Annotated in this window: 21 protein-coding genes and 1 tRNA gene; 14 read left to right on the top strand and 8 right to left on the bottom strand. The window is 62.9% G+C overall.

The features are described 5' to 3' along the window. The first annotated feature begins 95 nt into the window (after window positions 1-95). The 4 genes from HALRU_RS13015 (at window position 96) to HALRU_RS13000 (ending at window position 1,916) form a co-directional block, all read left to right on the top strand. The gene (locus HALRU_RS13015; protein WP_015301851.1) at window positions 96-476 is read left to right on the top strand and encodes a Rid family detoxifying hydrolase; all 381 of its coding nucleotides are present in this window, start codon (window positions 96-98) and stop codon (window positions 474-476) included. Window positions 477-478: 2 nt separating this feature from the next. Continuing rightward, on the top strand, window positions 479-691 hold the full coding sequence (locus tag HALRU_RS13010) for a hypothetical protein (protein WP_015301850.1): 213 nt from the start codon (window positions 479-481) through the stop codon (window positions 689-691). 96 nt (window positions 692-787) lie between these two features. Further along, a tRNA-Ser gene (locus HALRU_RS13005) sits at window positions 788-869 on the top strand. 588 nt (window positions 870-1,457) lie between these two features. Beyond that, complete coding sequence (locus tag HALRU_RS13000) at window positions 1,458-1,916, top strand: DUF302 domain-containing protein (RefSeq protein WP_015301849.1); 459 nt, start codon at window positions 1,458-1,460, stop codon at window positions 1,914-1,916. 50 nt (window positions 1,917-1,966) lie between these two features. Here HALRU_RS13000 and HALRU_RS16140 read toward each other — a convergent pair whose 3' ends face one another. After that, the gene (locus HALRU_RS16140; protein ID WP_015301848.1) at window positions 1,967-2,101 is read right to left on the bottom strand and encodes a hypothetical protein; all 135 of its coding nucleotides are present in this window, start codon (window positions 2,099-2,101) and stop codon (window positions 1,967-1,969) included. Window positions 2,102-2,289: 188 nt separating this feature from the next. Here HALRU_RS16140 and HALRU_RS12995 point away from each other — a divergent pair, with 188 nt between their 5' ends. Next, entirely contained in the window at window positions 2,290-3,069 is a 780-nt protein-coding gene (locus tag HALRU_RS12995) for an SOS response-associated peptidase (protein WP_015301847.1), read from the top strand. On the opposite strand, the gene HALRU_RS12990 is transcribed toward HALRU_RS12995, so the two are convergent. Further along, complete coding sequence (locus HALRU_RS12990; RefSeq protein ID WP_015301846.1) at window positions 3,066-4,706, bottom strand: ABC transporter permease; 1,641 nt, start codon at window positions 4,704-4,706, stop codon at window positions 3,066-3,068. The two genes, HALRU_RS12995 and HALRU_RS12990, sit on opposite strands and share 4 nt — an antisense overlap. A gap of 208 nt (window positions 4,707-4,914) precedes the next feature. On the opposite strand from HALRU_RS12990, the gene HALRU_RS12985 reads away from it, so the two are divergent. From HALRU_RS12985 to HALRU_RS12975, 3 genes are all read left to right on the top strand, one after another. Continuing rightward, window positions 4,915-5,436, top strand: a complete 522-nt coding sequence (locus HALRU_RS12985) for a gluconate 2-dehydrogenase subunit 3 family protein (protein ID WP_015301845.1) — start codon at window positions 4,915-4,917, stop codon at window positions 5,434-5,436. Next, window positions 5,433-7,064 carry a GMC family oxidoreductase gene (locus HALRU_RS12980; protein ID WP_015301844.1) on the top strand — a complete coding sequence of 544 codons (1,632 nt, stop codon included), beginning with the start codon at window positions 5,433-5,435 and terminating at the stop codon, window positions 7,062-7,064. The genes HALRU_RS12985 and HALRU_RS12980 overlap by 4 nt, the downstream gene beginning before the upstream one ends. A 280-nt stretch (window positions 7,065-7,344) precedes the next feature. Continuing rightward, window positions 7,345-8,022 carry a dolichyl-phosphate hexose transferase gene (locus tag HALRU_RS12975; RefSeq protein ID WP_148680697.1) on the top strand — a complete coding sequence of 226 codons (678 nt, stop codon included), beginning with the start codon at window positions 7,345-7,347 and terminating at the stop codon, window positions 8,020-8,022. Window positions 8,023-8,120: 98 nt separating this feature from the next. On the opposite strand, the gene HALRU_RS12970 is transcribed toward HALRU_RS12975, so the two are convergent. The 5 genes from HALRU_RS12970 to HALRU_RS12950 all read right to left on the bottom strand — a co-directional run bounded on the left by HALRU_RS12970 (window position 8,121) and on the right by HALRU_RS12950 (window position 14,941). Further along, the gene (locus tag HALRU_RS12970) at window positions 8,121-10,376 is read right to left on the bottom strand and encodes a DUF7846 domain-containing protein (RefSeq protein WP_015301842.1); all 2,256 of its coding nucleotides are present in this window, start codon (window positions 10,374-10,376) and stop codon (window positions 8,121-8,123) included. Between the two features lie 24 nt (window positions 10,377-10,400). Further along, the gene (locus HALRU_RS12965; RefSeq protein ID WP_015301841.1) at window positions 10,401-11,528 is read right to left on the bottom strand and encodes an extracellular solute-binding protein; all 1,128 of its coding nucleotides are present in this window, start codon (window positions 11,526-11,528) and stop codon (window positions 10,401-10,403) included. Window positions 11,529-11,552: 24 nt separating this feature from the next. Next, window positions 11,553-12,719 carry a Reversibly glycosylated polypeptide gene (locus tag HALRU_RS12960; RefSeq protein ID WP_015301840.1) on the bottom strand — a complete coding sequence of 389 codons (1,167 nt, stop codon included), beginning with the start codon at window positions 12,717-12,719 and terminating at the stop codon, window positions 11,553-11,555. A gap of 23 nt (window positions 12,720-12,742) precedes the next feature. Continuing rightward, complete coding sequence (locus HALRU_RS12955; RefSeq protein WP_015301839.1) at window positions 12,743-13,879, bottom strand: lysylphosphatidylglycerol synthase transmembrane domain-containing protein; 1,137 nt, start codon at window positions 13,877-13,879, stop codon at window positions 12,743-12,745. A 132-nt stretch (window positions 13,880-14,011) separates the two neighbouring features. Then, window positions 14,012-14,941 (bottom strand): NAD-dependent epimerase/dehydratase family protein, encoded by a 930-nt coding sequence (locus HALRU_RS12950; RefSeq protein WP_015301838.1) that lies wholly within the window; start codon window positions 14,939-14,941, stop codon window positions 14,012-14,014. A gap of 286 nt (window positions 14,942-15,227) precedes the next feature. On the opposite strand from HALRU_RS12950, the gene thsB reads away from it, so the two are divergent. The 3 genes from thsB (at window position 15,228) to HALRU_RS12935 (ending at window position 18,648) form a co-directional block, all read left to right on the top strand. Beyond that, window positions 15,228-16,880 (top strand): thermosome subunit beta, encoded by a 1,653-nt coding sequence (thsB, locus tag HALRU_RS12945; RefSeq protein ID WP_171815013.1) that lies wholly within the window; start codon window positions 15,228-15,230, stop codon window positions 16,878-16,880. A gap of 443 nt (window positions 16,881-17,323) precedes the next feature. Beyond that, a complete protein-coding gene (locus HALRU_RS12940; RefSeq protein ID WP_015301836.1) occupies window positions 17,324-17,686 on the top strand; it encodes a hypothetical protein in 363 nt (120 codons plus the stop codon). A gap of 203 nt (window positions 17,687-17,889) precedes the next feature. After that, a complete protein-coding gene (locus HALRU_RS12935) occupies window positions 17,890-18,648 on the top strand; it encodes a hypothetical protein (protein WP_015301835.1) in 759 nt (252 codons plus the stop codon). Between the two features lie 1,569 nt (window positions 18,649-20,217). Here HALRU_RS12935 and HALRU_RS12930 read toward each other — a convergent pair. Next, window positions 20,218-21,147, bottom strand: a complete 930-nt coding sequence (locus HALRU_RS12930; RefSeq protein ID WP_148680535.1) for a hypothetical protein — start codon at window positions 21,145-21,147, stop codon at window positions 20,218-20,220. Window positions 21,148-21,520: 373 nt separating this feature from the next. On the opposite strand from HALRU_RS12930, the gene HALRU_RS12925 reads away from it, so the two are divergent. The 3 genes from HALRU_RS12925 (at window position 21,521) to HALRU_RS12915 (ending at window position 24,728) form a co-directional block, all read left to right on the top strand. After that, window positions 21,521-21,748 carry a hypothetical protein gene (locus HALRU_RS12925; protein WP_148680534.1) on the top strand — a complete coding sequence of 76 codons (228 nt, stop codon included), beginning with the start codon at window positions 21,521-21,523 and terminating at the stop codon, window positions 21,746-21,748. A 685-nt stretch (window positions 21,749-22,433) separates the two neighbouring features. Further along, window positions 22,434-24,347 (top strand): ABC transporter ATP-binding protein, encoded by a 1,914-nt coding sequence (locus tag HALRU_RS12920; protein WP_015301832.1) that lies wholly within the window; start codon window positions 22,434-22,436, stop codon window positions 24,345-24,347. A 48-nt stretch (window positions 24,348-24,395) separates the two neighbouring features. Continuing rightward, a complete protein-coding gene (locus tag HALRU_RS12915) occupies window positions 24,396-24,728 on the top strand; it encodes a nuclear transport factor 2 family protein (protein ID WP_015301831.1) in 333 nt (110 codons plus the stop codon). Window positions 24,729-24,730: the final 2 nt, after the last annotated feature.

Below are 24,730 nucleotides of genomic sequence, written 5' to 3'. Positions count from 1 at the left end.
GTCAGGGTCAAGTCGTGTCGGTGAAAATCGCCGGGCGACTAGAGCCCGCGTCGGTTTCGCCGCCATTTATGTCCTAGCCCGGTCCATCGATCAGTATGAAGCGAATCATCAGTACGGACGACGCACCGGCAGCGGTCGGGGCGTACAGTCAGGCGACGACGAACGGCTCGATTCTCTTTACGGCCGGCCAGATTCCGATGACGCCCGAGGGCGACCTCCTCGACGACGAACCGATCGCCGTCCAGACCGAGCAGGCGCTCGACAACCTCGTCGCGATCTTAGAAGAGAAGGGAGCGACGCCCGCGGACGTGCTCAAGACGACGGTCTTCCTCGGCGACATCGACGACTTCGAGGCGATGAACGAGACCTACGCGACTTACTTCGACGACGAGCCGCCGGCCCGTAGCGCCGTCGAGGTGGCGAACCTGCCGAAAGGTGTCGGCGTCGAGATCGAGGCCATCGCGAACCTCGAGTAGTCGTGGACCCGCGCGCGAAATCCGCCTCACTGTGGGGGCTCGTTGGCGGACTGACCTTCCTGGTGCTCGCCCAGGGCGCGGTTGCACTCGACGCGCTGGCGGTCCCGCTGGGTGCCGTCGTCACGATCGGACTCGCCGTCGCCGTCGTCACCGCGGCGGTGACGTACCGATACGAACGCCGACTCCTCGTGTGGGCGCGCGAGCACGGTCGCTGATCGACCGCGGCGTGTGACCTCGTGCGTGTCCCCGAACGGGGTTCCGTCGACCAACCTCGCAAGACTTATTCGAACCCCTCGGCAATCTTCGACCGAGCCAGGATGGCCGAACGGTAAGGCGCACGCCTGGAAAGCGTGTTCCCTTTCGGGATTCAGGGTTCAAATCCCTGTCCTGGCGTTTTTCGCGTCACAGACCCGTGAGCGACGCGTAGCGTCGCGAACAACCCGTGACGCGAAAACGCTGGAAGAGGGGATTTGAACACGCGAGTCGCAGCCCCGGAACGGCCGAGTGAAACGAGGCCGAACGCCCGGAACGTCTCGCATCTGTTCAAATCCCTGTCCTGGCGTATTCTGCCGCGAACAATACCGTGAGCGGCAGATACCCGACAAAGGGATTTGAAGTAGAGAAGTCGCAGCGGCGAGCGGAGCGCGGTTCGGAACGAGTGCGATGCCGAGCGCACGCGAGGCCTCGTTTGTGTGACCGGGGAGTGAAACGACCCGTGAACGAAGTGAGAACCGCGATGCGAACGGTGTAACCGTGAGCTGAGCGAGCCGACCGTCTTCGCGTGGTTCAAATCCCTGTCCTGGCGGAGCGAGGATCGAGTGTGAGCGAGATCCTCGATTTCGTGAACTGCGCGGTTCGGAACGAACGTAGTGAGTGAGAACCGCGAGAATCTGAACGGGGAACGAAGCGACCCGGAGCGCATTCTCCCAACATGTGTCTCGAATCCAGCGTTTAATATTGGTGCGCCCGAAGCGGCAACGTATGGCCACGCCGAAGCCCGCACCCACCGTCGAAGAGGCGTTACACACCACGCTCGATCTGGAATTCGAGGACGCCGTCGCGCACGTCCAGCTCGAACACGAGTACCAGGGGTTCGAGACCGTCGCGCTCACACGGCTGGACGAGTACGTCGCGGGCGTCCTCGACGAGGAGATCCGAAAGACGGCGCTGATCGTCGTCTGTCACGCCGAAATCGCGAGGGATGCCCTCGAGATCGATCCGCAACTCGCGGGCCTGTTGCCCTGTACGACGGTTGTCTACGAGGACGATGGCGTCGTCCACGCCTATCACGCCTCGACGACGAAGGCAATCCGCGATCTCGGCTGTGCACCGGGCGACTGCGGGCCGGCGGTCGAGGCGCTCGTCGAACAGACGGGTGACGTGATGGGTGAGGTCTGGGCGAACATCGAGGCACACGCCGAAAACGCCGACTCGTCGTAATTTCTTCGCGCTGTCGCCACTGGGTTACGCCCGTGGTGGACGTGGTGTTCTTACCGGACGATTTCGACCGGTCGGTCCGTCGAGAGCCACTGCCCCTGTCGATCGGGGTCGCGCAGTTCGAGTCGTCCGTCCGCGCTGACGACGAATTCGACGGGTTCGCGCTCACCGTCTCGCGTTGCGTCCATGGACGATCCCTTCCGGCGGACGCACAAGGGTACGGACGCCTTACTGACCGCTCGCCTGTCGAAGGGGCCGATTTACTGGCCAAACTGACGGGTGTCGCAGTGGCAACGACGCGTTATCTCTGCCACTCGCCCACTCCCGGCCGTCGACGGCCGAAGCGATTTCGGTGCTGGCGGCCCGAGCGGGGCGTATGTGTGGCCGGTACTCGCTGTTCGTCCCGCCGCCGGACGTCGAAGACCGATTCGACGCGCGGTTCGAGCGCTCGTTCACCCCGACGTACAACGCCGCGCCGGGCCAGTCCGTCCCGGTTGTCACGGACGAAGCACCGGAGACGGTTCGCCAGCTCGAGTGGGGATTCACGCCGCCGTGGGCCGACGCCGATCGCGACCGACTGATCAACGCGCGTGCCGAGACGCTCGCGGAGACGCGGAGCTTTCGGTCGGCGTACGTGAAACGGAACAGCGACGGTGGGTTCGACGAGGGGGCGCCGTCCGATCGCGAGACGCCTGCAGCGGGACGCTGTCTCGTCCTGGCCGACGGTTTCTACGAGTGGGTCCCGACCGAAAACGGCAAACAGCCCTACCGGATCGCCTTCGAGGACGACCGGCCGTTCGCGATGGCGGGGCTGTGGGAGCGACGTGAGCCGCCGGCTGGCGACTCGCAGGCCGGCCTCGACGCGTTCGGCGGCGGCATCGAACGCGACGTCGACGACGATGGGCTGTCGGAGACGGTGACGATCGTGACGATGGAACCGAACGAACTGGTGGGGGAGCTACACGATCGGATGCCGGCGATTCTCGAACCGGCCGCCGAACGGCGGTGGTTGCGCGAGCCGGATCCGGTCGCCGACCTGCGGCCGCACCCGGCAGATTCGATGACGGCGTACCCCGTCTCGACGGCAGTGAACGACCCGTCGTTCGACGATCCGTCGGTGGTCGAGCCGATAGACGGCGAGGCGAGCCCGGGCTAGAGTCCTTCGCGACCGCCCTGGGAGAGGAGGACGACCATCGAGAGGCCGGAGACGACCAGCAGGATGATCGAGGGGATCACGGCGTACTGGTAGAAGGCCTGCTCCTGGGCCTCCCAGATGAGCGTGACGAGGTTCTCGAACCCGAGTGGCTGAAGCAGCAGGGTTACCGGGAGCTCTTTCATCGCCGTCAGGAACACCAGCGCGGCCCCGGCGACGATGCCAGGCCTGACGAGTGGCAGGGTGATCCTGCGAAAGGCGGAAAGCGGCGAGGAGCCGAGCGTCTGGGCGGCCTCGGTGAGTTTCGGGTCGACCTGGAGCGTGTTCGTCCGGATGGTGCCGACCGCCTGGGGCATGAAGCGGACGACGTAGGCGAACACGAGCAGCGGGATCGTCTGGTAGATCGTCGGAACGAGGTCGAATCGCGTCCCGAGGGCGCCGTCGTAGGCGGTGGCCGCCGAGACCAGTGCGAGCGCGAGCACGATTCCCGGGACGGCGAAGCCGACGTAGGTTGCTCGATCGAAGAGGTCCGAGAGCCGCGAGTCGTGGCGGGCTGCGAAGTAGGCGACGGGCAGGGCCGCCAGCACGGCGACGATGGCCGCCGCGGCGGCGACCTTCACCGAGTTGATGACGTGGTATCCCTGGAGCGCGAGCGCGTCGCTGGCGTTCGGGTCGGCGTTCACCAGCCAGAGACCGAGAATCCACATCGGGACCAGCAGTGCCAGGCCCGACACCGCCGCTGGCAACAGGGTGGCTGGCCAGCGCCACGTGCCCAGCGACACGGCCGGATCCGCGGCGTCACCGCGACCTGCGCCGTCGCTCCCCGTCCGCCCTCCAGAACGGACGCGAGACTCCAGAGCCAGGACCACGAGGACGATGGCGAGCAACTGCAGCGAGAGGACGGCGGCGTACTCCGACTGGAAGCTGGTGAACTCGACGTAGATCTGACGGGTGAACACCCGTAGACGCATGATCGCCGGCGTTCCGAAGTCGGAGACGGCGTACAGCGCTGCCAGCAGCGCGCCTGCAGTGATGGCGGGTCGGATCTGGGGGAACGTCACCCGGCGAAAGGCCTCCCAGCGGCCGTGATCTAAGGTGCGCGCGGCGTCTAGCAGCGTCCGGTCGAACGAGAGCAGGCCCGCTCGCGTCGTCAGGTAGACGTACGGATAGGTGTAGAGCGTGATGACGACGATCGACCCCGGCAGGCCGTAGATCTCCGGGATCCGATCGACGCCCAGCGGCGAGAGGATCGACTGGAACTCCCCGCGCGGGCCGAACGCCGAGACGAACGAGAACGCGCCGATATAACTCGGGATCACGAGCGGCAGGGCGACGACGACCGTCCAGAATCGCCGGAACGGCAGGTCCGTCTGGACGGTCAGCCACGCCAGCGGAACGCCCAGCAGGATCGATAGCGTCGTTACGCCGATCGTCAGCAGGATGCTGTTGGTGAGGACCTCGACCGTGAGCGGCCGGGTGAGGTCCGACCAGACCTGTTCGGGATCGACCGTGAGTACCTCGAAGAGTAACCAGCTGATCGGCACCAGCATGCTCGCGGCGATCGCCCCCGACAGCAGTGTCAACCCGATCGGCAGCCCCTCACCCTCGCTGCGATCCGTACGTACGTGTGGAATGTTCATAGATCGAGTGTTCAGTGCGTCCTCGTCGGCGTGACTCGGCCGCCGATCGCTCGACGGTTTCCGTCGGCAGTTCGTGTGAACCGATTCGGCTGCGTCCACTTCCCGCCGTCGGTTCGCGGCCGATAACACCCACCAGACTCGCCGACTACAGTTACTCGATCGGAGGCGTTCCAACGAATATAAGGTTTAGGTTTACCTAATCTCCGGCATGGAGCTGTCACGGCGGGACGCGGTGGCCGCGCTGGCTGCGGTCGGGGCCGGTGCCGGCGCCGTGGCCGTAGGCACACATCTCCGCGAGACTGATCCCGAGGAAGACAACGAGCTTCGACGAACGATGGTCGCCGCCGGTGAAGTGGTCTATCCTGGCGAAGTGAGTGGCGTCGCTAAGTTCGTCGAGACGTTCCTCGCCGGTCGTCTCGACGACGAGTCTCACGCCGCCGGCGTTCGAGAGGCCGCCGAGACCCTCGACGGGTACGCGGCGACGCGTCACGACGCGTCGTTCGCCGACCTGTCGGTCGATCAGCGCGACGATCTGCTTCGGGCGGCAGGCGTGGCGACCGCGGCGGAGAATCCCGACGGCACCGAGGTCGAGCGAATTCGGTACTACGTGATCAACGAGTTGCTGCTCGCGCTGTACGCCTCGCCGGCGGGCGGCGAACTGATCGGTATCGAGAACCCGCCGGGCCACCCCGGCGGTACCGGGAGTTACCAGCGGGGGCCGACGCCGTGAGCGACTGGCCGCCCGCCGAAACGGCCGAACCGACGCCCGGGACGAGCGATCGCACCCCGGTCACGGACGCCGACGTCTGCGTCGTCGGCGCTGGCCCCGCCGGCGCGCTGGTCGCCGACCGACTGGCAGCGGCCGGGAAGGAGGTGGTCGTCCTGGAGGCCGGTCCCCGGTTCGACCCGGCGGATCGCCGTGCGCGCCAGGAGCGATTTCTCCGGCCGTCGGCCGGCCGCCAGGCCGTCTGGGATGGGGACCCCGAACGCGACGCCTACGGCGCCTCCGGGGAGGCCCACTACCCGCTGAATCGAGCCCGCGTCAAGGGGGTCGGCGGCACGACCCTCCACTGGCAGGGGATGGTGATGCGCCTCCACGAGGACGACTTCGCCTCGCGGAGCACCCGCGGCGTCGGCGTCGATTGGCCCCTCGACTACGAGGCCCTCCAGCCGTACTACGCCGCCGCCGAGCGCGAACTCGGCGTGGCCGGCGCCAGCGACAACCCTCACGCCCCGCCGCGCGAGGAACCCCACCCGATGCCCGCCTTCCCGCCCTCCTACAGCGACTCGCTGTTCGCGGAGGCCTGCGAGGCGCTGGAGGTCGATACCCATTCGGTGCCCAACGCTCGCAACTCCGAGCGATACGACGATCGGAGCGCCTGTGTCGGCTACGGCACCTGTCAGCCGGTCTGTCCCTCCGGGGCGAAGTACGACGCGACCGTCCACATCGAGCGCGCCGAGGAACGTGGTGCGACCGTGATCGATCGGGCGCCCGTCCAGCGACTCGACCACGACGCCGACCGAATCTCGGCAGCCGTCTACGCGACGCCCGACGGGGGGACTCACCGGCAGGAGGCCGACGCGTTCGTCCTCGCCGCGGGCGGCGTCGAGACACCCCGACTCCTCTTGCTTTCGGATTCGCCGCACTATCCCGACGGTCTCGCCAACTCCAGCGGTCGCGTCGGTCAGTTCTTCATGGACCACCTGTTCGCCGGCACCTGGGGCGTCCTCGACGAACCGACGCGCCAGCACCACGTCGGCTTTCTCACGAGTGAGTCTCACCAGTTCTACGACGACGCGGACGACGAGGTGGGACCCTTCAAACTCGAGTTCTTCAACTACGCCGGTCCTACGCCGGTCGGGCTCGCATTCACCGGTGACGACTGGGGTGACGACCTGCTGGAGCACATTCGCGGGGAGTACGGCCGCCACGTCGCCGTCGGCGCGCTCGTCGAGACGCTCCCGCGGGCGGACAGTTACGTCGCGCTCGACCCCGAACGGACCGACGACCACGGCAATCCGGCCCCGCACGTCCACTGGTCCGTCGGCGAGCGCGCTCGCAACACGCTTGCCCGTGCGAACGAGGTGCAGGAGGCCATCCTCGAAGAACTCGGTGCGGAGATCACCTATCAGGAGGGCCCCGACCGCACCATCCCCGCGAACCACCACATGGGGACGACCCGGATGGGGACCGACCCCGCCGAGAGCGTCGTCGGCCCCGACCTGCGAACCCACGATCTCGACAACTGCTGGATCGCCTCCAGCAGCGTCTTCCCCACTGGCGGCGCGCTGAACCCCACCCTGACCATCGCCGCACTCGCCATCAAATGCGCCGACCACGTCGAAGCGTCGCTCTGACGCACATCGGTATTTTAGGCAAACCTAAAAATATAAGACCGGTCGGACGAGAGTACCGGCAATGAGTACCCTCGACGCGGACTCGACGGACGGAGGCGCCGACGAAGAACCGACCGACGCTGACGGATCGCCGGCGGTAGACACCGATTCCGGCACGGCCGAGGAGGGGGCGAGCACCGAGACGGCCGATGCCGGGTCTGGAGCCGCGACGGACGATACAGGGACTGGAGCCGCGACGGACGATACAGGGACTGGAGTCGAGACGGCCACGACGGAGGACGTGTTCACCTTCGCGGACGTAAGCGTCGTGATGGGCACCTACAACGAGGAGGCGGCCATCGGCACCGTCCTCGACGACATCGCAGAGGTGACCGACGGCGAGGCCGAGGTCGTCTGCGTCGACGGTTCCAGTGACCGGACCCCCGAGATCGCCCGCGAGCGCGGCGCTACGGTGATCGAACAGGAGCCCCAGGGCTACGGCGTCGCCGTCCGGGAGGCGATCCTGACGCCCGATCGACCGATCGTCGTCACGACCGACTGTGACGACACTTATCCGATGGAGCAACTGCCCGAGTTCCTCGCGCTGATCAACGAGGGCTACGACGTCGTCAGCGGTGACCGCCTCTACCACGGCGCCGAGGCGATGCCCGCGTTCAACCGCTTCGGCAACCACGCCTTCGCCGCCGTCGCGAGCGTCCTGATGGGTGCCCGCGTCCACGATACCACGACGGGGATGCGCGCCTACCGCCGCGAGGTCGTCGAGGACATCGAGTGGACCGAGAACACTGGCCTCTCCGCGGAACTGCTGATCCGTCCCCTGATGCGCGGGTACGCCATCCGCGAACATCCGATCGCGTACGGCGAGCGCGCTGGCGAGACCAAACTCGATCCGCTCCAGGGTGGCGCCGCCATCGCGAAATCCATCGTAAAAGTCGCCCTCGAAGAGCGGTTCCGGTAACCGGTCGCGCCGCCTCCGTTCTCGCCGTTCCTCGTCTCAGTGTCCCACAGTGACGACTGCGACGACTCGGCCGAGGCTGCCAAACCGCGTTCGCCCGTTCACTCCCGAACGTCCAGCTCGGCCTCGAAGGAGACGCCGTCGAGGTACAGGTCGGATTCCCCGGGAACGTAGGTGCCCTCGTCCTCACACCGCGTGACGAGCGTGCACACGGTTCGCTCCGCCGGCCAGAGTACCTCGACGCCCTCGTCGGTACTCCGGACGGGGACCTCCTGGCGGTAGGTGAGCGACGACCCGACCGTCTCGTGCATCGTCACCGAGAGGGCCAGGTCGTCGACGTCGTCGAGCGGGACGGACCCGTTCTCGACCGTCTCGTTGGAGCCAGTCCCGTCGTCGACGGTTACCAGTTCGGCGCGACCGTCCGTGACTCGCCACTCGACGGTGACCGCGTCGCCGGGTTCGTGAATCCGGTAGGTGGCCGTCTCGCCGTCGGACGTTTCGAGGCGCACGATCGCGCTCTCGACGGTGGTGAGGGTGCCGACGCGGGTTTCACCGTCGAAGCTCGTGCCCTCCCGGAGCGTTACCTCCTGGAGCGTCGGCACGTATTCGTCGTCGGGGTCGGGCGACCACTCGCCGTGGGCGGCGTAGCGGTAGTAGGTGCGCTCGGGATAGGCGTCGAGCACCGCGAAGTCTCGTTCGACGCCGCCGTCCAGGGCGTACACCACCTCGCCGTCGAGCCCGGGGTCGTTGCGCAGCGCCTGGAACGGGTGACCGAGCCACTCCCCGTACTCCGGAGGAAGGAACACGAGCGCGTTCTCGAGGTCCGCCTCCTCGAACGGCTCGTAGGCCGTCTCGAACGTCTCGGTGTGTTCGGCGTGGCGCTCGACCGGCGTCGAGACGACCGCGGCGTTGGCGCCGCCGATCGCGAGCGCGCTCACGAGTGCGACGGCGATGGCCACCCGCCGCGCACCATTCGTGGAGGTGCGAGCGGTCAGCCACGCGTGGACGCGTCCGCGACGGAGGGTCCGCCAGGCCGCGACGAGCGCGACCCCCGCGAACACCGCGAGGACGGGGAGCGTGTCGAAGTAGTAGTACGGCCCGAACTGTGAGAGGAGGCCGTCGGTCGGGTCGGTCATCGTCGCGAGCGCGTTGCGGTTGCCCCAGAACGCCAGATTCCCGAGAACGACCGCCGGCAGGACACCGGCGAGGAGAACGCCAGCGGTCCGGCGGTGGTCGGCGTCGTCGGCGCTATCCGTCGTGAGGGGGCTGCCCGGAACCCACTGCCGAATGGCGAGCCCGAGCCCGCAGACGGCCAGGAGTGTACCGAGCGGGCCCGCGGTCATCCAGCGGGCCGCGTAGTACCGGAGGACGTACCCGTTCGATTCGAGTGCGAGCGCCGGCGTGTAGTCGATGCTGTGGTCCAGCAACACCCGACGACCGAAGCCGGGGCCGTCCATGGGGGCGAACGCCTGGTAGGGGAACACGAGCGGCGACCCGGTGACGCGGGCGTTGTACGCGAGCGTCAGTGCGACGAACGAAAGCCCGAGCGCGCCCGTGAGCGCGTTACGCCGAATCGGGTCGGGGACCGGACGGCGGACGGCGCCGATGCCCTCGCGACTGACGGTCCCCACGACCTGCCACAGCGCGTGGGCGACGAACGGTGTGGCGAACAGCACCGCCGTGTACGGCCGGGCGAAGAACGCCAGCCCGACGGCGACGCCCGCCGCCGCGGCACTCGGGAGGTGGCCGTTGCGGACGCCGCGGAGGTAGGCGACGGCGAACAGCAGGTTCAGGAACGTCGTCGGCGCGTAGGGGAGGAAGACCGAGGAGGTGAGCAGCGCGAGCGGCGAAGCGGCGAAGACGGCTGCGGCGACGACGCCGACCGAGCGGTCGAAGATCGCCGATCCAAGGACGTAGACCAGCGCCGCGTTTCCCGCCGCCACGACCGCGAGCGTCACTCGCGGCTCCCCGAAGAGCGCCATCGAGACGGCGAACATCCCCGACGGAACCGGATTGTACTTCGGGTAGAGGCGGCCGCCGTCCTGAACGAAGAACCAGGGGCGGACGGCGTCGGCGAGTGGGCCCGCCTGGAGCTCCACCTGCCCCTCCAGGAGCATCGCCGCCTGCAGCAGGTAGACGGCCTCGTCGTCGTTGGTCGAGTGGTACGGAAAGAGTCGCGTGGCGAGGACGAACACCGCCAGTCCCGCGAGGAGGGAGACGGCGAGCGCGAGCAGGCGGTAGCGGTCCGTCGGCGTCAGTTCGCCCGCAACGAGACGGCGGCCGAACCGGCGGCCCCGACGGACGGACCGGCGGCCGCGGTCGAGGAGTGGCCGGGATGGGGAACGGGGCGGGGACACGAATTGTGTGGGGGTGGCGCTCGCTCAGACCGGGACGCCGGCGTCGCGCATGAGTTCGATCGTCCCCTCGACGTCAGAGAGTTGCGTCGGGTCGACGTCGGGAGTGTTCAGTTCGTCGGCGCTCGGGAGTTCGCCGATGGGGTCGACCCCCTCGATGACGGGATACTCGTACGTCCGGCCGGCGAAGTACGCCTGGGCCTCCCCCGAGAGGAGGTGGCGGACGAAATTCTCGGCGAGTTCGGGGTCGCTGGACTGGTCGATGACCGTGGCGCCGGCGACGTCGAAGGTCGCGCCCGCGTCGCCGTCGGTGAACGCCGTCGACACTGGCGCGTCGGGGTTCCCGGCCAGATGGCGCTGGATGTAGTAGTGATTGGCAAACCCGGCGTCGATCTCGCCGCTGGCGACCGCCCTGGTGACCTCGGACTCGTAGCTGTACTCCTGGACGCCCGAATCGAGGACGCCTTCGAGCCACGCCTTCGTCGCCTCGTCGCCCTCGATGATCCGCATCGACGTGACGAAGCCCTGGAACGAGCCGTAGGAGGGTGCCCAGCCCAGCTGGCCGTCGAAGTCGCCCGCGAAGGCGTCGATCGAGTCCGGGATCTCGCTTTCGTCGTAGGCGTCGGTGTTGTAGGGGATCGTTCGGGCCCGTCCGGAGGTCCCGACCCACTCGTCGGTGGCAAACGTCTCGTTGGCGACCATCTCGGTCACGTCACTCGAGAGCGATCGGGTGCGTCCCTCGTCCGCGAGCGTCCCGAGCGCCCCGGAGTTGACGGTGAAGAAGACGTCGGCCGGCGTCGCCGACCCTTCCTCGAGGATCAGGTTGACGAGGTCGGCCGAGCCGCCGGGATTCTCCTGGACCGTGAAGTCGTCGTACCGGGATTCGAGGTGGGAGAGTAACTCGCCGACGAGCGCCTGTCCGCGGGCGTTGTAGAGGACGAGTTCCCCCGCAAGCTCCGGCAGGTCGTCCATCGGCGTGCCGCCGGGTTCGGGAAAGCCGCGCCCGGAGCCGATCTGTCCGAAGAAGTCGTCGTCGCCGTCCTCGTCATCGTTCCCGCCGATCAGTCCCGTACAGCCGGCCAGCCCGACCGATCCGAGGACTGCCGAACTGGCGAGAAAGGTGCGCCGTCCGCCAAATTTCCGTTGTTTCGTCATGGTTTTAGGTTTGCCTAAATAAACTTATACCCGTCGATCGACCGTCGCGGTCCGGCGTGCTTCGAGCGCGTCGAGGCAGTCGAGCCAGTCGAGCATGTACTCGCCGACGTGGGTCAGGAAGTCGCCGTTCGTGAACTCGTCCCAGTCGCCGCGGGCGAGTTCGCGCCCCATCGCCTCGAACGCCTCGGCGTAGGAGTCGGCGTCGTCACCGACTTCGTCGATTAGCTCCCAGAGGTGTTCGTTGAGTTCGAGGCCGGGGACTTCGTTGTTCAGGTCGTCGAACGTGCTGCGTGGAGCCTTGTTGTGCTCACACAGCGGCGCTCCGTTGTAGATTTGCGTTCCGAGAACGTCGCACGCCCGTTTGAGGAAGACGCCGGACCAGATATCGTCGAACCGACCCACGTCCCACGCGTTGTCGTCCATCGGCAGCTGGTAGAAGGCGGGAATCACCTCGCGGCGGAACGCGAGGTTCATCGAGCAGACCGTGAGGTAGTTTTCGCGCGCGGCGACGAAGTCCTCACCGAAGTCGTCGCGGCTCGTCCGCGTCTCGGCCTGACCCTCCAGATCGCCGTCCATCAGGATCCTGACGGCGTCCAGGTCCGGGACGTTGGTCCACAGTCCCTGGGAGGCGACGACCTCGCCCGAACCGATCTCCGTCGTTCCGGTCTCGATCGTCTCGTCCATCGCGGCGTAGGGGTAGCCGCGGGGATACAGACCGTGTTCGTCGGCGTTCTGATAGAGGACGTTGACCCACTGTTCGTCGGAGGCGACCTCCTCGATCTCGCCCGCGAACGCGAGGTTGTCCATGTGGGTACCGAAGAAATCCACGTCGTCGTGGGGGAGCGTGTCGTCGTCGATGAAAAAGCCGTACTCGAACTCTTCGTTTGCCCACATGTACAGGAGGCCGAAGCTCGTTTCCGCGTGACTCGCCGCGGGGACGACGTGACTGAACTCCGCGACGTCGTGGTCGGCGTACCACTCCTCGCGACGGGTGCCGTCGAAGACCTCGCCGGAGACCTCGAGATCGTCGAGCATCGCCTCCATCTCGTCGGCGTCGCAGAAGTCCTCCGTGACGAGGAGGAAGTGGAGCCGCGAGAGATCGAACCCGTAGGTGCGTGCGTTCTCGACGTAGGATCGCAAACAGTCGTACTCTCGGATCGTCGGGACGATGACGCAGGTATCCGTCTCCATCACTCACATTGTTTTAGGCGAGCCTAAAAAGTGTGCCGGTCCTCGGGTGCTGCCGCAGTTGCCCGAACGTCTCCGATCGAGAGGCCGAGGACGGCCGCTGCGGCCCCACCACCGACCACCGTGATTCCGTTTTTCAGCGCGTGGTCGAGGACGGCCGCGGCCAGCGCCGTCCCTGCACCGATTGGTGTGAGCCCGACGACGAGTGCGGTGAACGCGGCCTCGTAGAGGCCGACGCCGCCCTGGGTGAGCGGTAAGACCTTCGCCAGGTTTCCGACACTGACTGCCAGTGTTCCGACGACTAGCAACGAACCGCCCCCGAGGCCACTGTCGAGGGCGACGAGCACCATGATCGCGGTGGCCACGTCGACCAGCCAGATCAGCAGACTCGTCGATCCCACGATCAGGAGCGACCGCGGGTTCCCCGCGACGCGTCCCACGTCGAGGCCAACCTTGCGCACCCACGCGAGAACAGGTGCCAGGCGCGCGGAGTGTTCAGCAGCCGTCCGCAGTCGTGCCGAAATCCGTCGACCGGCCGGCGTCCATGCCGCCGTTATCACGACGAGACAGGCTCCGACCGTCGCAGTGCTCACGGTCGCGGCGGCGAGCAGGACCGGTTGCGATCCCCCGGTGCCGGCGAACGTGCTCGCCGGTTCGACCGTGCCGCCGAGGAGCAGCCATCCGACCGCGACCCCGGCGAGGACCGTGATCGTCGCCAGGTCGAAGAGCCGTTCGACGGCCAGCGAGGCGACGCCCGTGCTGTAGGGAACGTCTTCCTTTCTGTTCACGACGTACGCACGAACGGCGTCGCCCGCCCGTGCCGGGAACACGAGGTTCGCCGATTGACTGACGAAGACGGCGGCCGTGAGCACTGTCGTCCCCGCCCGGTGGCCCATCGGCGACAGCACGTCGCCGTATCGGCGTCCACGGAGCGGCCAGGAGGCGGCGTACAGGGCGCCGGCGGTCGCCAGAATTGCCGGATCGGCGAGCGAGATCGTGGCGAGGAGCTCGCCGCCGTCGACGTTCCGCGCGGCGAGCACCAGTCCGATACCGACGAGTAACGTGCCGAAAAGCGGTCCGTAGCGACGTGCCGCTGTCGAAAGCGACCACTCGGCGTCCGACCGAGCGGTCTCTCCGTTCGATTCGGGCGGACCGTCGTCCATACCGACGCTGGTGCGTCCAAATATTTAAGCTCACCTAAAACGCTACCGTGCCGGTTTCCGATCCCGTCTCAGTGCGGTTCGGCCACCTGCATGCGTCACCTCCCCCGCGTCACTGGCTGCCCGTCCAGGCCGTTACCAGTTTTCTGCGAGGAGTTCCTGGGTGGCCGCTCTGACAGCCTCGTCGCTCGATCGCGCTGGCTCCCACCCGAGGGCGACGAGCTTCTCGATCGAGAGGGCCATTTTGGGGACGTCGCCGGTCCAGCCGCGGTCACCACCGGTGTGCTCGAAGGCCGGATCGAGGTCCATCTCGTCGGCGACGATCGACGCGATCCGGTCGACCGACGTGGTCGTCCGCGTACCGAGATTGAACGTGTTCATTTCCTCGTCGGCGTGAGCAACCACGTGGTACATGGCGTCGAGGCAGTCCTCGACGTGGAGGTAGGACTTCTCCTGGCGGCCGTCACCGAGGATCGTGAGCGTCTCCGGATCGGCGCGTAACTTCTCGACGAAGTCGGGAATCACTGCGCCGCGCAGGCGTGGCCCGACAACGTTGGCGAACCGGACGTTCCAGACGGTGAGGTCGTGGCTGTGAGCGCGCACGGAGAGCAGTCCTTCGTCCGCGAGTTTGCTCGCCCCGTACGCGCTGATCGGTTCCAGCGGTGCGTAGTCTTCGGGTGTCGGGCGGGGCGCCTCGCCGTAGACCGTCGACGACGAGGTGTAGAGCAGTTCGGTCACGCCGGCGTCGGCCATCGCCTCGAGGACCGTTCGCGTCATGCGAGTGTTGTCCTCGAACTGCGCGTACGGCTGGTCGGTGTCGACGTGCTTCGACGCCGCCAGGTGGACGACCCGGTCGATCCCGTCGAGGTGCCCATCGAGCGCATCGCGCTCGCGGAGATCGGCCTCGACGAACGTGACCGCGTCGGGGAGTCGGTCCGCGTCACCGTTCGAGCAGTCGTCGACGACGGTGACGTCTGCACCGTCGTCGACCAGTCGTTCGACCAGATGCGAGCCGATGAATCCTGCGCCGCCGGTCACGAGAACCCGTCCACTGGAGAGACGCATACGCGACCAGTCGGGGGTCCCGAAAATAATCCTGCTGTTCTCTGGATTCCGGTGTGCTTCGGCTGGCGAACGAACTCAGCAAGTCAGTTCCAACTTAAACCCCCGGACCGGTGGGACTGACTCACAGCCTGTAGAATGCGACCTCTTCACAATATTGCTGTCCGTCGCCGCTCTGTCTGGGGATTCTTCGATTGATACGGCAGCCGCCATTCGGAATCGGGACTCACGAGGAGCGTTAGACTTTTGTAGAAGGACAAACAACGAATCTTTGAGTATGAGTCAGCGAATGCAACAGGGACAGCCGATGATCGTCATGAGCGAGGACTCCCAGCGCGTCAAGGACGAGAACGCGCAGGAGTACAACATCAGTGCCGCGCGAGCGGTCGCCGAGTCGGTCAAGTCCACACTCGGCCCGAAGGGCATGGACAAGATGCTCGTCGACTCGATGGGATCGGTCACCATCACGAACGACGGCGTCACCATCCTGCAGGAGATGGACATCGACAACCCGACGGCCGAGATGATCATCGAGGTCGCCGAAACCCAGGAGGACGAGGCCGGTGACGGCACCACGACTGCCGTCGCCATCGCGGGCGAACTCCTCAAAAACGCCGAGGACCTCATCGAGCAGGACATCCACCCGACGGCCATCATCAAGGGCTTCCACATGGCCGCCGAACAGGCTCGCGAGGAAGTCGACGATATCGCCACGGTCGTCGACACCGAGGACGAGGACCTTCTGCGCTCGGTCGCCGAAACGTCGATGACCGGCAAGGGCGCCGAACTCAACAAAGAGCACCTCTCCCAGCTGATCGTCGACGCCGTCCGCGCGGTCACCGTCGAGACCGACGAGGGCGAGAACGTCGTCGACCTCGAGTTCCTCAACATCGAGACGCAGACTGGCCGCTCCGCCGGTGAATCCGACCTCCTCGAGGGCGGCATCGTCGACAAGGACCCCGTCCACGACGACATGCCGACCGAGGCCATCGACGCCGACATCCTCCTGCTCAACGATCCGATCGAGATCGAGGAGGCCGACGTCGACACCGAGGTCTCGGTCACCGACCCCGACCAGCTCCAGCAGTTCCTGGACCGCGAGGAGAAACAGCTTCGCGAGAAGGTCGAGCACATCGTCGACCTCGACGCCGACGTCGTCTTCTGCCAGAAGGGTATCGACGACCTCGCCCAGCACTACCTCGCGAAGGAGGGCATCCTGGCCGTGCGCCGCGCCAAGAAGTCCGACCTCGAGTTCCTGCAGGAGGTCGTCGACGCCGCCGTCGTCTCCGATCTGGAGAGCGCGACCGAAGACGACCTCGGCTTCGGTGACGTCACCCGTGACGCGGCGGACGAGCTGTTCTACGTCGAGGGTGACGACGCCCACGGCGTCACCCTCCTCCTGCGCGGCTCCACCGACCACGTCGTCGACGAACTCGAGCGCGGCATCAACGACGCGCTGGACGTCGTCGCTCAGACCGTCTCCGACGGCCGCGTCCTCGCCGGCGGCGGCGCCATCGAGGTCGAACTCGCCTCGCGCCTGCGCGACTACGCCGACTCCGTCTCCGGACGCGAACAACTCGCCGTCGAGGCCTTCGCCGACTCGCTCGAACTCGTCCCGCGCGTCCTCGCCGAGAACGCCGGCCTCGACTCCATCGACACGCTCGTCGACCTGCGCTCCGCGCACGACGAGGGCGACGTCCAGGCCGGCCTCAACGCCTGGACCGGCGACGTCGAGAACACCGCCGACGCCGGCATCGTCGAACCGGCCCACGCCAAGGAGCAGGCTGTGACCTCCGCTTCCGAGGCCGCGAACCTCGTCCTCAAGATCGACGACATCATCTCCGCCGGCGACCTCTCCACCGACAAAGGTGACGACGAGCAGGGCGGCGCGCCCGGCGGCGGCATGGGCGGGATGGGCGGCGGCATGGGCGGCATGATGTAAACCGACCTTTTACACTGTCGTTCGGAAGACGCGTTGCGTCTTCCGTGATGACGAGAGGCGCAACGCGCCTCTCGAACCACGTTCGTGTCGCGGCGGGTGCGCCAGTGGCGCACCACGCCGCGACGACACTCGGTAAAAGGTCGATCAAAAGTACTCCTCCTTCCGTTCCGGCGCGGCGCTTCGCGCCGCGCCCTCCACATCAGTCGTCGGCCCGCTCACTCACTGCGTTCGTTCGCGGTTCGATATTCTAGTGTCGACCAGCCGTTCCCGTGCTCGCGTGCCCTGGTACCCCTCGAAGCCCTCTGGAACGGCGGGGAACTGTCGGAAGCGAATCTCCAAGACGTTCGTAGCAAATACGAGCAGCTCGATGCCAGTGGATTCGGTGACGACGCTGACAAGTTGCTCTCTCAGAGTGGGACTCGGGTCGAATAGGGTACCTGGAGATGAAAAATGTCAATGACCGACTCGACAATGGACTTAAAACTAAGGACAAGTTCGTCGAGTCGCTCGGAAAGTTCGAGGGCGGCAGTATCGCTATCGGAAATAGCGGCTATTGGGCGGTCGTGATCGGAACGAAACGGAATGGGATAGCGGACGACCTTGATCCGAACAACTTCATCAGGGGAAGTGACGTCGGACCCCGAGAGTCGTTAACCCCCATCCTGAAAAACGGCGAAGAAGTCGATAAGGACCTTCGCGGGATCAACAGCGTCGGCGATGTCGCTTCGACGAGGTTGGAAACCGTTGTTTTAAATGAAAAATGTTGGTGTGGCTGTTTGTTGTGGTCGACAATTTCCTCGGCCTGAATTGTATCCTCGCTCGTGCTTCCCGCACCACCTTCTACCATTATATGATGTAAGATTTGGTTAAATAATTCACGAATGCATAATGTTTAATAATATGGTGCTGGTAGGACACTTCATGAAATATATCTGTGCCACACTCACAATTCTTTATATAATATAAATTAAAAAGATTTATATATAATTGAAATAAAGTCCAGATTGCAATGGTGAATAACAAACAGTTAAACAGGCGAAAGTTACTCAGAAACACGGCGATTGCCGGAGGTGCATCAGTAAGCGCTTCAGGAGTGACTGCGGGAAGTACTGACGAATCGGACCGTTCTGATGAGTATACTCAGGAGCACGCAGAATCAACACTATTTGAAATTTCCGACGGTGAAGTTCGGGTGAAACCAGACCACGTCGGTTCCCCTCTTGAACGATCTGCAGAAAGGATCAATGATCTCTTTTCAGACGACACGATAATGATTGAGGGAACTTATGAGGGCGAGTTCGACATCTCTCATTTGTCTGGCTTGGAACAAATTGCAGAGGATGATGGGGTGGGCGCCATGCACCACGGGGAGAACTCGTTTTCGGGAGATCGTAGCACCTGGGGCACCCCTTATCAGACTCACAGAGTCAAATTTGATAGCGACCTCAGTGAAGAAATTTCGTATGCTCTCGGAGAAATGGGTGATTATGCGACCATCTTGGCCATAGTTGTCGGTGTATCTGGTATTGCCTATGCGCAAAAAGTCGCTGCATTTGCAGCCGCCTGCGCTCTCTATCTCCACAATAGATCTCGCCGTTTTGACCATTACAACAACGGTCACGGCGTAGACTTCAGGTTCCGGTGGGCGGAAGTCCCCACCAACAGTACCTGTGGAGCAATAATTCCTGGTGGCACTTGCGATGACATCTCTTGGGGCCCATTCGATGGCCCTGTCGTATTCTATGACAGTGACTATGGTTCACAATAATTTGTAAATATATTTAATTTCAGGATATACCTGAGCATATACTCTCTCGCGAGGTAGTGGAAGATTCTGTAGCACGCGATGCATTACGTTTCCCGCTATCAGTTGAGGGCAACCAACCGGGATTCAGCGGAAACTCCAGAATTATTATATTATTAAATACTTAAATTTCAATCCAAGTTACACAGTGCTGACGTTGAGCGTCGTTCCAAAGGCGAATTCCTCTCCTTGATCGGGCCTGCAACTACTCTGTAAGAGGTAATACGGTGTTGGAGCCATGACGTTTTCCTGCCTTGATAGATGTTTCGGACGGCAAATTCGAGTACCATCCCGCGAAATGACAGCATTCGGGCGAGCGTACGTCGGCGAAAAGTGGCGGTTTGTCGGGGTGAAAGGCGATTCGTCGTCCCCGTTGGTCGCACCCGTTTGAGCAGATCAGCACGATGTGAAGGGCTTGTCAAGCGCTGAGCCGCTTCGCGAGGGGATCGGGTCGTTGCTCTCGGGCCGGCACCCGTATCGTATCGTCCAATTTAGGAACAACGGATCAGATGTCTGGGCGCTATTTCCTTCGAATTCCTGTGAATGTGATCATAACGGAAATAGCGTTATACCACAGCGTAATCGAGCAATCTTCGCCCCGGATGGCCAGGGAGTTCGTGTTCGCCAGCAGCGCAATTTGAGCGTTCGAATCGATCGGCCCGGTCGTCGTTTGAAGTGTTCCCACGCTCGAATACGCGCCGTCCGATTCTGGTCTCGCCGGGCTGAGACGCGTAGCAGCGCCTCCCAGATCCGCATCGCGTACCGATCACATGGGTAAGAGAATGTCGTTGGATTGGGTACCCTTCCGGAACATAATCCCAATCCTTGAAGGTAACCAACTCGGATTGCGCTCGTCAATCGCGTCCGTATTCCTCCGGTCTTCCTCAACCGCGACCAGTCAACGACGACGTGCACTCAGCTAAGTAGCTGAATTCTGACGGACCTCTCACCTCCCAGGCCCTGTATTGGTACGCTTTATCCAATCTGGGGGTTGAAAATACTTGAATTTCTTTTAACCATAACAACCGCTCTTTGTTCATTGTGATGTATCTAATTCATCATGACGGGAGTATGTTAGCCGATTCCTGAACCCTGTAAGAGTTTGAGATCGATTTATCTATGGAGCTTTTGAGCTAATAAATAAATTGCCTTCACACACCGGTTTAGAGTTGGGCCTCGGTTCACTCCAATATACATTCTCGGAACCATTACAAAACCAATAAAAATTAATAACACAATTGGAACATCATATTGGATTCTATTCCCCACAACTACCAATTTTTGAATTCCGACACCTCCTAACAGTACCATCGAAATACCTCCCGTCCCTATCAGTAAATGAACGGGTAAATTTTCTCTGGAGTCTGTTCGAATATATATTATAAAATCGCTAACAATTATGCCCCCAATAATAATAAATATGGTGTATAATACTGTTGTTGATAGCGGCATTTGCATAAGCGTAGGAACCATTAGTCCATTGGAAGTGGTTGGGTCATAATAGAGTTTATATTTTTCCTATTGCGGTCAGTGCTATTGCCGCGTCTCTACGTGATGTCGCATATCATAATATGAGCGACTTTCTATGCTCCCGGATTTGAAGAAAACCGTTCCAAAATAATCAATTATTCGGTATCCAAGTATGGATCCTTGATTACGTATCTGCTCACACGAATCATCTTTAATGAATTGGCTAATTTTTTCCGTAGCAATTTGAATGTCTATATTCGGATAATCGAATTTCACAACCGGGTCCTTCTCACTACCGTGTAATCCGATTGAAGCGTAATATCCTTCTTTATCATGTGAATAGAACGCATCATAGAGGTCAGAAGCGATCGATACTTCTTTGGAAGAATATCCAAGCACATCCATTATCTCTTGTGGTCGTATTTTATCGTCATCTCTAATCTGGAAAATACATGAGTAGTTGGGTTCAGTACCTGGCTTGACTGACAACCCTGTCAATTTACTCAACTCTAAACCCGTTGCAATATCTTCTAATTGTGACTTTATGGTAAAACTCGTTCCATGGTCTGAATGGAACTCTATTACATCTGCCACACGCAAGTCCTGAACATATAATTCTCCAGACTCGACATTCCCTGCGACGGGTAGTTTAACTAAAACTCTATCGTGAGCTAACTTGGCCAATTCACAAGTGGCCTCAACATCTTCAACTCCAACCCCTCGACGAAGTAGGATATTTATATACGAATCGATAATTCCTAAACTCTCGTTAGATCTCCCACGGTCCTCCGATATCAAATCAGATGTGATTATGTCGATACGCTCGCCATCTGATCGGAGCGCATATTCACAATGGTGTTTCAATTGCTTTGAGAAGGTATTTTGTAAATAAAATATGTCGTGCGAGATCAGTAGCTCCTCCAATTTGGCTAGTTTCCGCAATTTAGGCAAATCAACCTCCATCAATGAACCACCATGTTCCGTTTCATCCATTCTGTTTACCAAATATAAGTTTATCCAATACCGAAATAGTCAATTTAATATGTATATATAGTTAATATATTAGGATAAATAAGTGTGTTTTTGTACCACACCGCGAAAACCACGGCTCGATTCGTGCGGTGAGGTCGTGTCAAGCGCAACGAACGCATCAGCGTGCAGTTGGTCGATCGACCGGAATAACGATTTTCCAGCCCAACTTGAATCGTTACCAGTAGCCCTCGACCAGACTGAGGCCCGGTGATTCAGTCGGAAAATTCCATCATCCCAGCAATAAGTTGGCGACAGCTGTGTTGATCTGATTCGACGCAATGTAGCCGTCAGTGTCCAAGACCTTGTGACGGCATTTGCTGATTTCGGCCTGGATGTGGGTGGCGACGAGGATCGCGCTGCTCTTAGGGGTTGCACCGCGCTCTTGGAGAACGACGCGGCGTTCGAAACGTCGACCGACGAGGCGGTCGTCGTTGCGTCTCACGCGGTGAACCCAATAGAGTTGGTCGCGCTCGACCCGGACGAGAACACCTCGATCGCGCTCGAGCACGCGTTCAATGAGCCGATTGCGGCGATGGTATCAACGTTGGCGACCGCGGGCTGAGCGGGCCGGCGGATTAGCTCCGCAACCACTCGTAGGTCAGCCTGAGCGACGCCCCGCTCTCGCTGGTCGCGTCGTGGTTTCGCCTTTCGAGTTCGACGTTTTCAGCGCCCTCCAGCGCCGGACTCTCGCGGTTCTGGAGGAAAAAGATGTCGAGGCTGCCGCGGATCGTGTATTAGTCCACTTCACCTGGCGTCTCGTCGAGCGTGTTGACCTACCAGAGCGGACCCTCGGCCTCCGCACAGGCTGGCGAGATGAACCGGCAGGGTTCGCCAGGTCCCGGAAGTGCCTCGCATCCGGAGCCGAAGATCTAGGTTCCCTCGTTCGCTCCCGCGAAGTAAACCGACCTTTTACGCTGCGCTCGTTTCGCGCCGGCGGCTTCGGCGCACGGCGCGCCGATGCTCGGTAAAAGATCGATTAAAAGCTCTTCTCCTTCGGACCTACTCGCTTCGCTCAATCCACATCAGTCGTCGGCCCACTCACTCGGCCCGGCCTCGCTCGCGGCATTCGATCCTAACACAGACCAGCCTTTCCCCGTGCTCGCGTGCCCTGCGGGCACGCTCGCGGCCACAGAGGAAGGGGATCGGTCGGTGGCGCTGTTGGCCGTAAATCTGTGGTAGTCTCGATTTCCGGCACTGTCGGCCGATACCGTGGATCGTTTACGGTTCGAAACTGAACTGGAGGGTCAGTGAGCGCTTACGACGAGGAGGAGACGCCGTTCGACGCCTATCGCGAGCGCGTCGATCGGCCGTTGACGCGGTTGTTCATGGAGTACGGGACCGACCGTCTCGGCTGGTTCTCGGCGGGGATGGTCGCGAACTTCGTCGCGCGGATGGCCAGTCTGGTCGCGCCGTTAGTGCTCGGGACGGCGATCGACGCGGTCTTTCCGGCCCCGGAGCAGGCTGGCGAGTTTTCGCTCCCGATCGTGCCCGACGCGTGGTTGCCGGTCGGTCAGCTGCCGCAGTTCTGGTTCTCGGTGACGGCCATCGCGCTGGCGTTCGTGGTGACCGCGATCTTCACCTGGATCTACGGCGTGACGGCCAACCTCTTCGCCCACGGCGTGATGCACACCGTGCGGGTCGATAGCTTCGAGAAGATGCAGCGGCTGGACCAGACGTTCTTCGACGACAAGCAGACCGGCGAGGTCATGGCGGTACTCAACAACGACACCCAGAATCTTGAGATGTTTCTGGACAACGCCCTGATGAACTCGCTGCGCCTGCTCGTGATGGTCGCCGGCATCGCGGGCGTCCTCTTCTACCTCAACTGGCAACTCGCGCTCATCACGCTGGTCGCCGTGCCGCTGATGGTCGGCTTCACTCTCTGGTTCATGCGCGTCGCCGAACCGCGGTACGTCCGCCAGCGGTCGGCCGTCGCCCGGCTCAACACCCGTCTCGAGAACTCCATCGCCGGGATGGAGCTGACGAAGACGACGGCGAACGAGTCCTTCGAGGTCGAACGCGTGCGAAAGGCCTCGAAGAACCTCTTCGATCGGACGATCGACGTCCTCAAACTCACCTACCTCTACCGGCCGGGGATGGAGCTGCTGGCCGGCGTCTCCTTCGCCGTCACCTTCCTCGTCGGCGGCCTCTGGCTCACGACCGGGACGGCACCCGGTCCGCTCTCCGGGAGCCTCTCGGTCGGTGACTTCGTCGTCTTCTTGATGCTGACCCAGCGCATCGTCGCGCCGCTGGCAGAGGTCTCGAACATCGTCGACCAGTACGAGAACGCCAAGGCCTCCAGCGAGCGCATCTTCGGGCTGATGGACATCCCGGTCGCGATTCAGGACGACGAAGCGCCCGTGGCCCTCACGAACCCCGACGGACGCGTCGAGTACGACGGCGTCTCCTTCGCCTACGACGACATCATGGCCGACGAGGACCACGAGGCCGAGACCGTGATCGACGACGTCTCCTTCGCCGCGGACCCAGGCGAGATGGTCGCGCTCGTCGGCCCGACGGGTGCCGGCAAGTCGACGATGCTCAAACTCCTCATGCGACTCTACGACGTCGACGAGGGCGAGATCCGCGTCGACGGCCACGACCTCCGGGACGTCGCACTCGAGGATCTCCGTGAGGCCACCGGCTACGTCGGCCAGGAGACTTTCCTCTTCGACGGGACGATCGCTGACAACATCCGCTACGGCAGCCAGGACGCCCCGATGAACGAGGTGCGCGAGGCAGCGAAAGCCGCCGAAGCCCACGTGTTCATCCAGGAACTCGACGAGGGATACGATACGCGCGTGGGTGAGCGGGGCGTGAAGCTCTCCGGCGGGCAGCGCCAGCGAATCGCCATCGCACGCACCGTCTTGCAGGACCCGCCGATCCTGGTCTTAGACGAGGCGACCAGCGCCGTGGACACCGAGACCGAACTCGCCATCCAGCGCTCGATCGAGCGCCTGACCGAGGACCGGACGACGCTCGCCATCGCCCACCGCCTGTCGACGATCCGCGACGCGGACACGATTCTCGTCCTCGAGGACGGATCGGTCGTCGAGCGCGGCGACCACGAGGAACTGCTCGACGAGGGCGGCCGGTACGCTGCCCTCTGGAACGTCCAGGCCGGCCAGATCGACGAACCCGCGGAGCTCTCGGGCGACTGACGGTCGTCGAAACGGGCCTTTTTGCTCCGTCGCGCGAAACACCATTCCGTGCCCGAAGACCCGATTGCGCTCGTTCGCGGTTACTACGCCGCACTCGACACCCACGACTACGACGCGTTCGAGAACCTTCTCGCCCAATCGTTCGTCCAGCACCGCCCGGATCGGACGTTCGAGGGTCGCGACGCGTTCGTTCGGTTCATGCGCGAGGACAGGCCGATGACCGAGACGCGTCACGACCTGATCGAGGTGTTCGGCGCCAACGATCGCGTAACTGTCCGTGGCCGTCTACTCGACGGTGACGACGATCCCGTTTTCGAATTCGCAGACGTCTTTCAACTCGAAGCCGATCGAATCGTCCGTCTCGACACCTATACCCGCTGAGG

Origin of the sequence: Halovivax ruber XH-70, assembly GCF_000328525.1 — an archaeon.
GTDB lineage: Archaea > Halobacteriota > Halobacteria > Halobacteriales > Natrialbaceae > Halovivax > Halovivax ruber.
The sequence above is the reverse complement of the archived record's forward strand: the minus strand, read 5'-3'. Positions and strand labels throughout refer to the sequence as shown.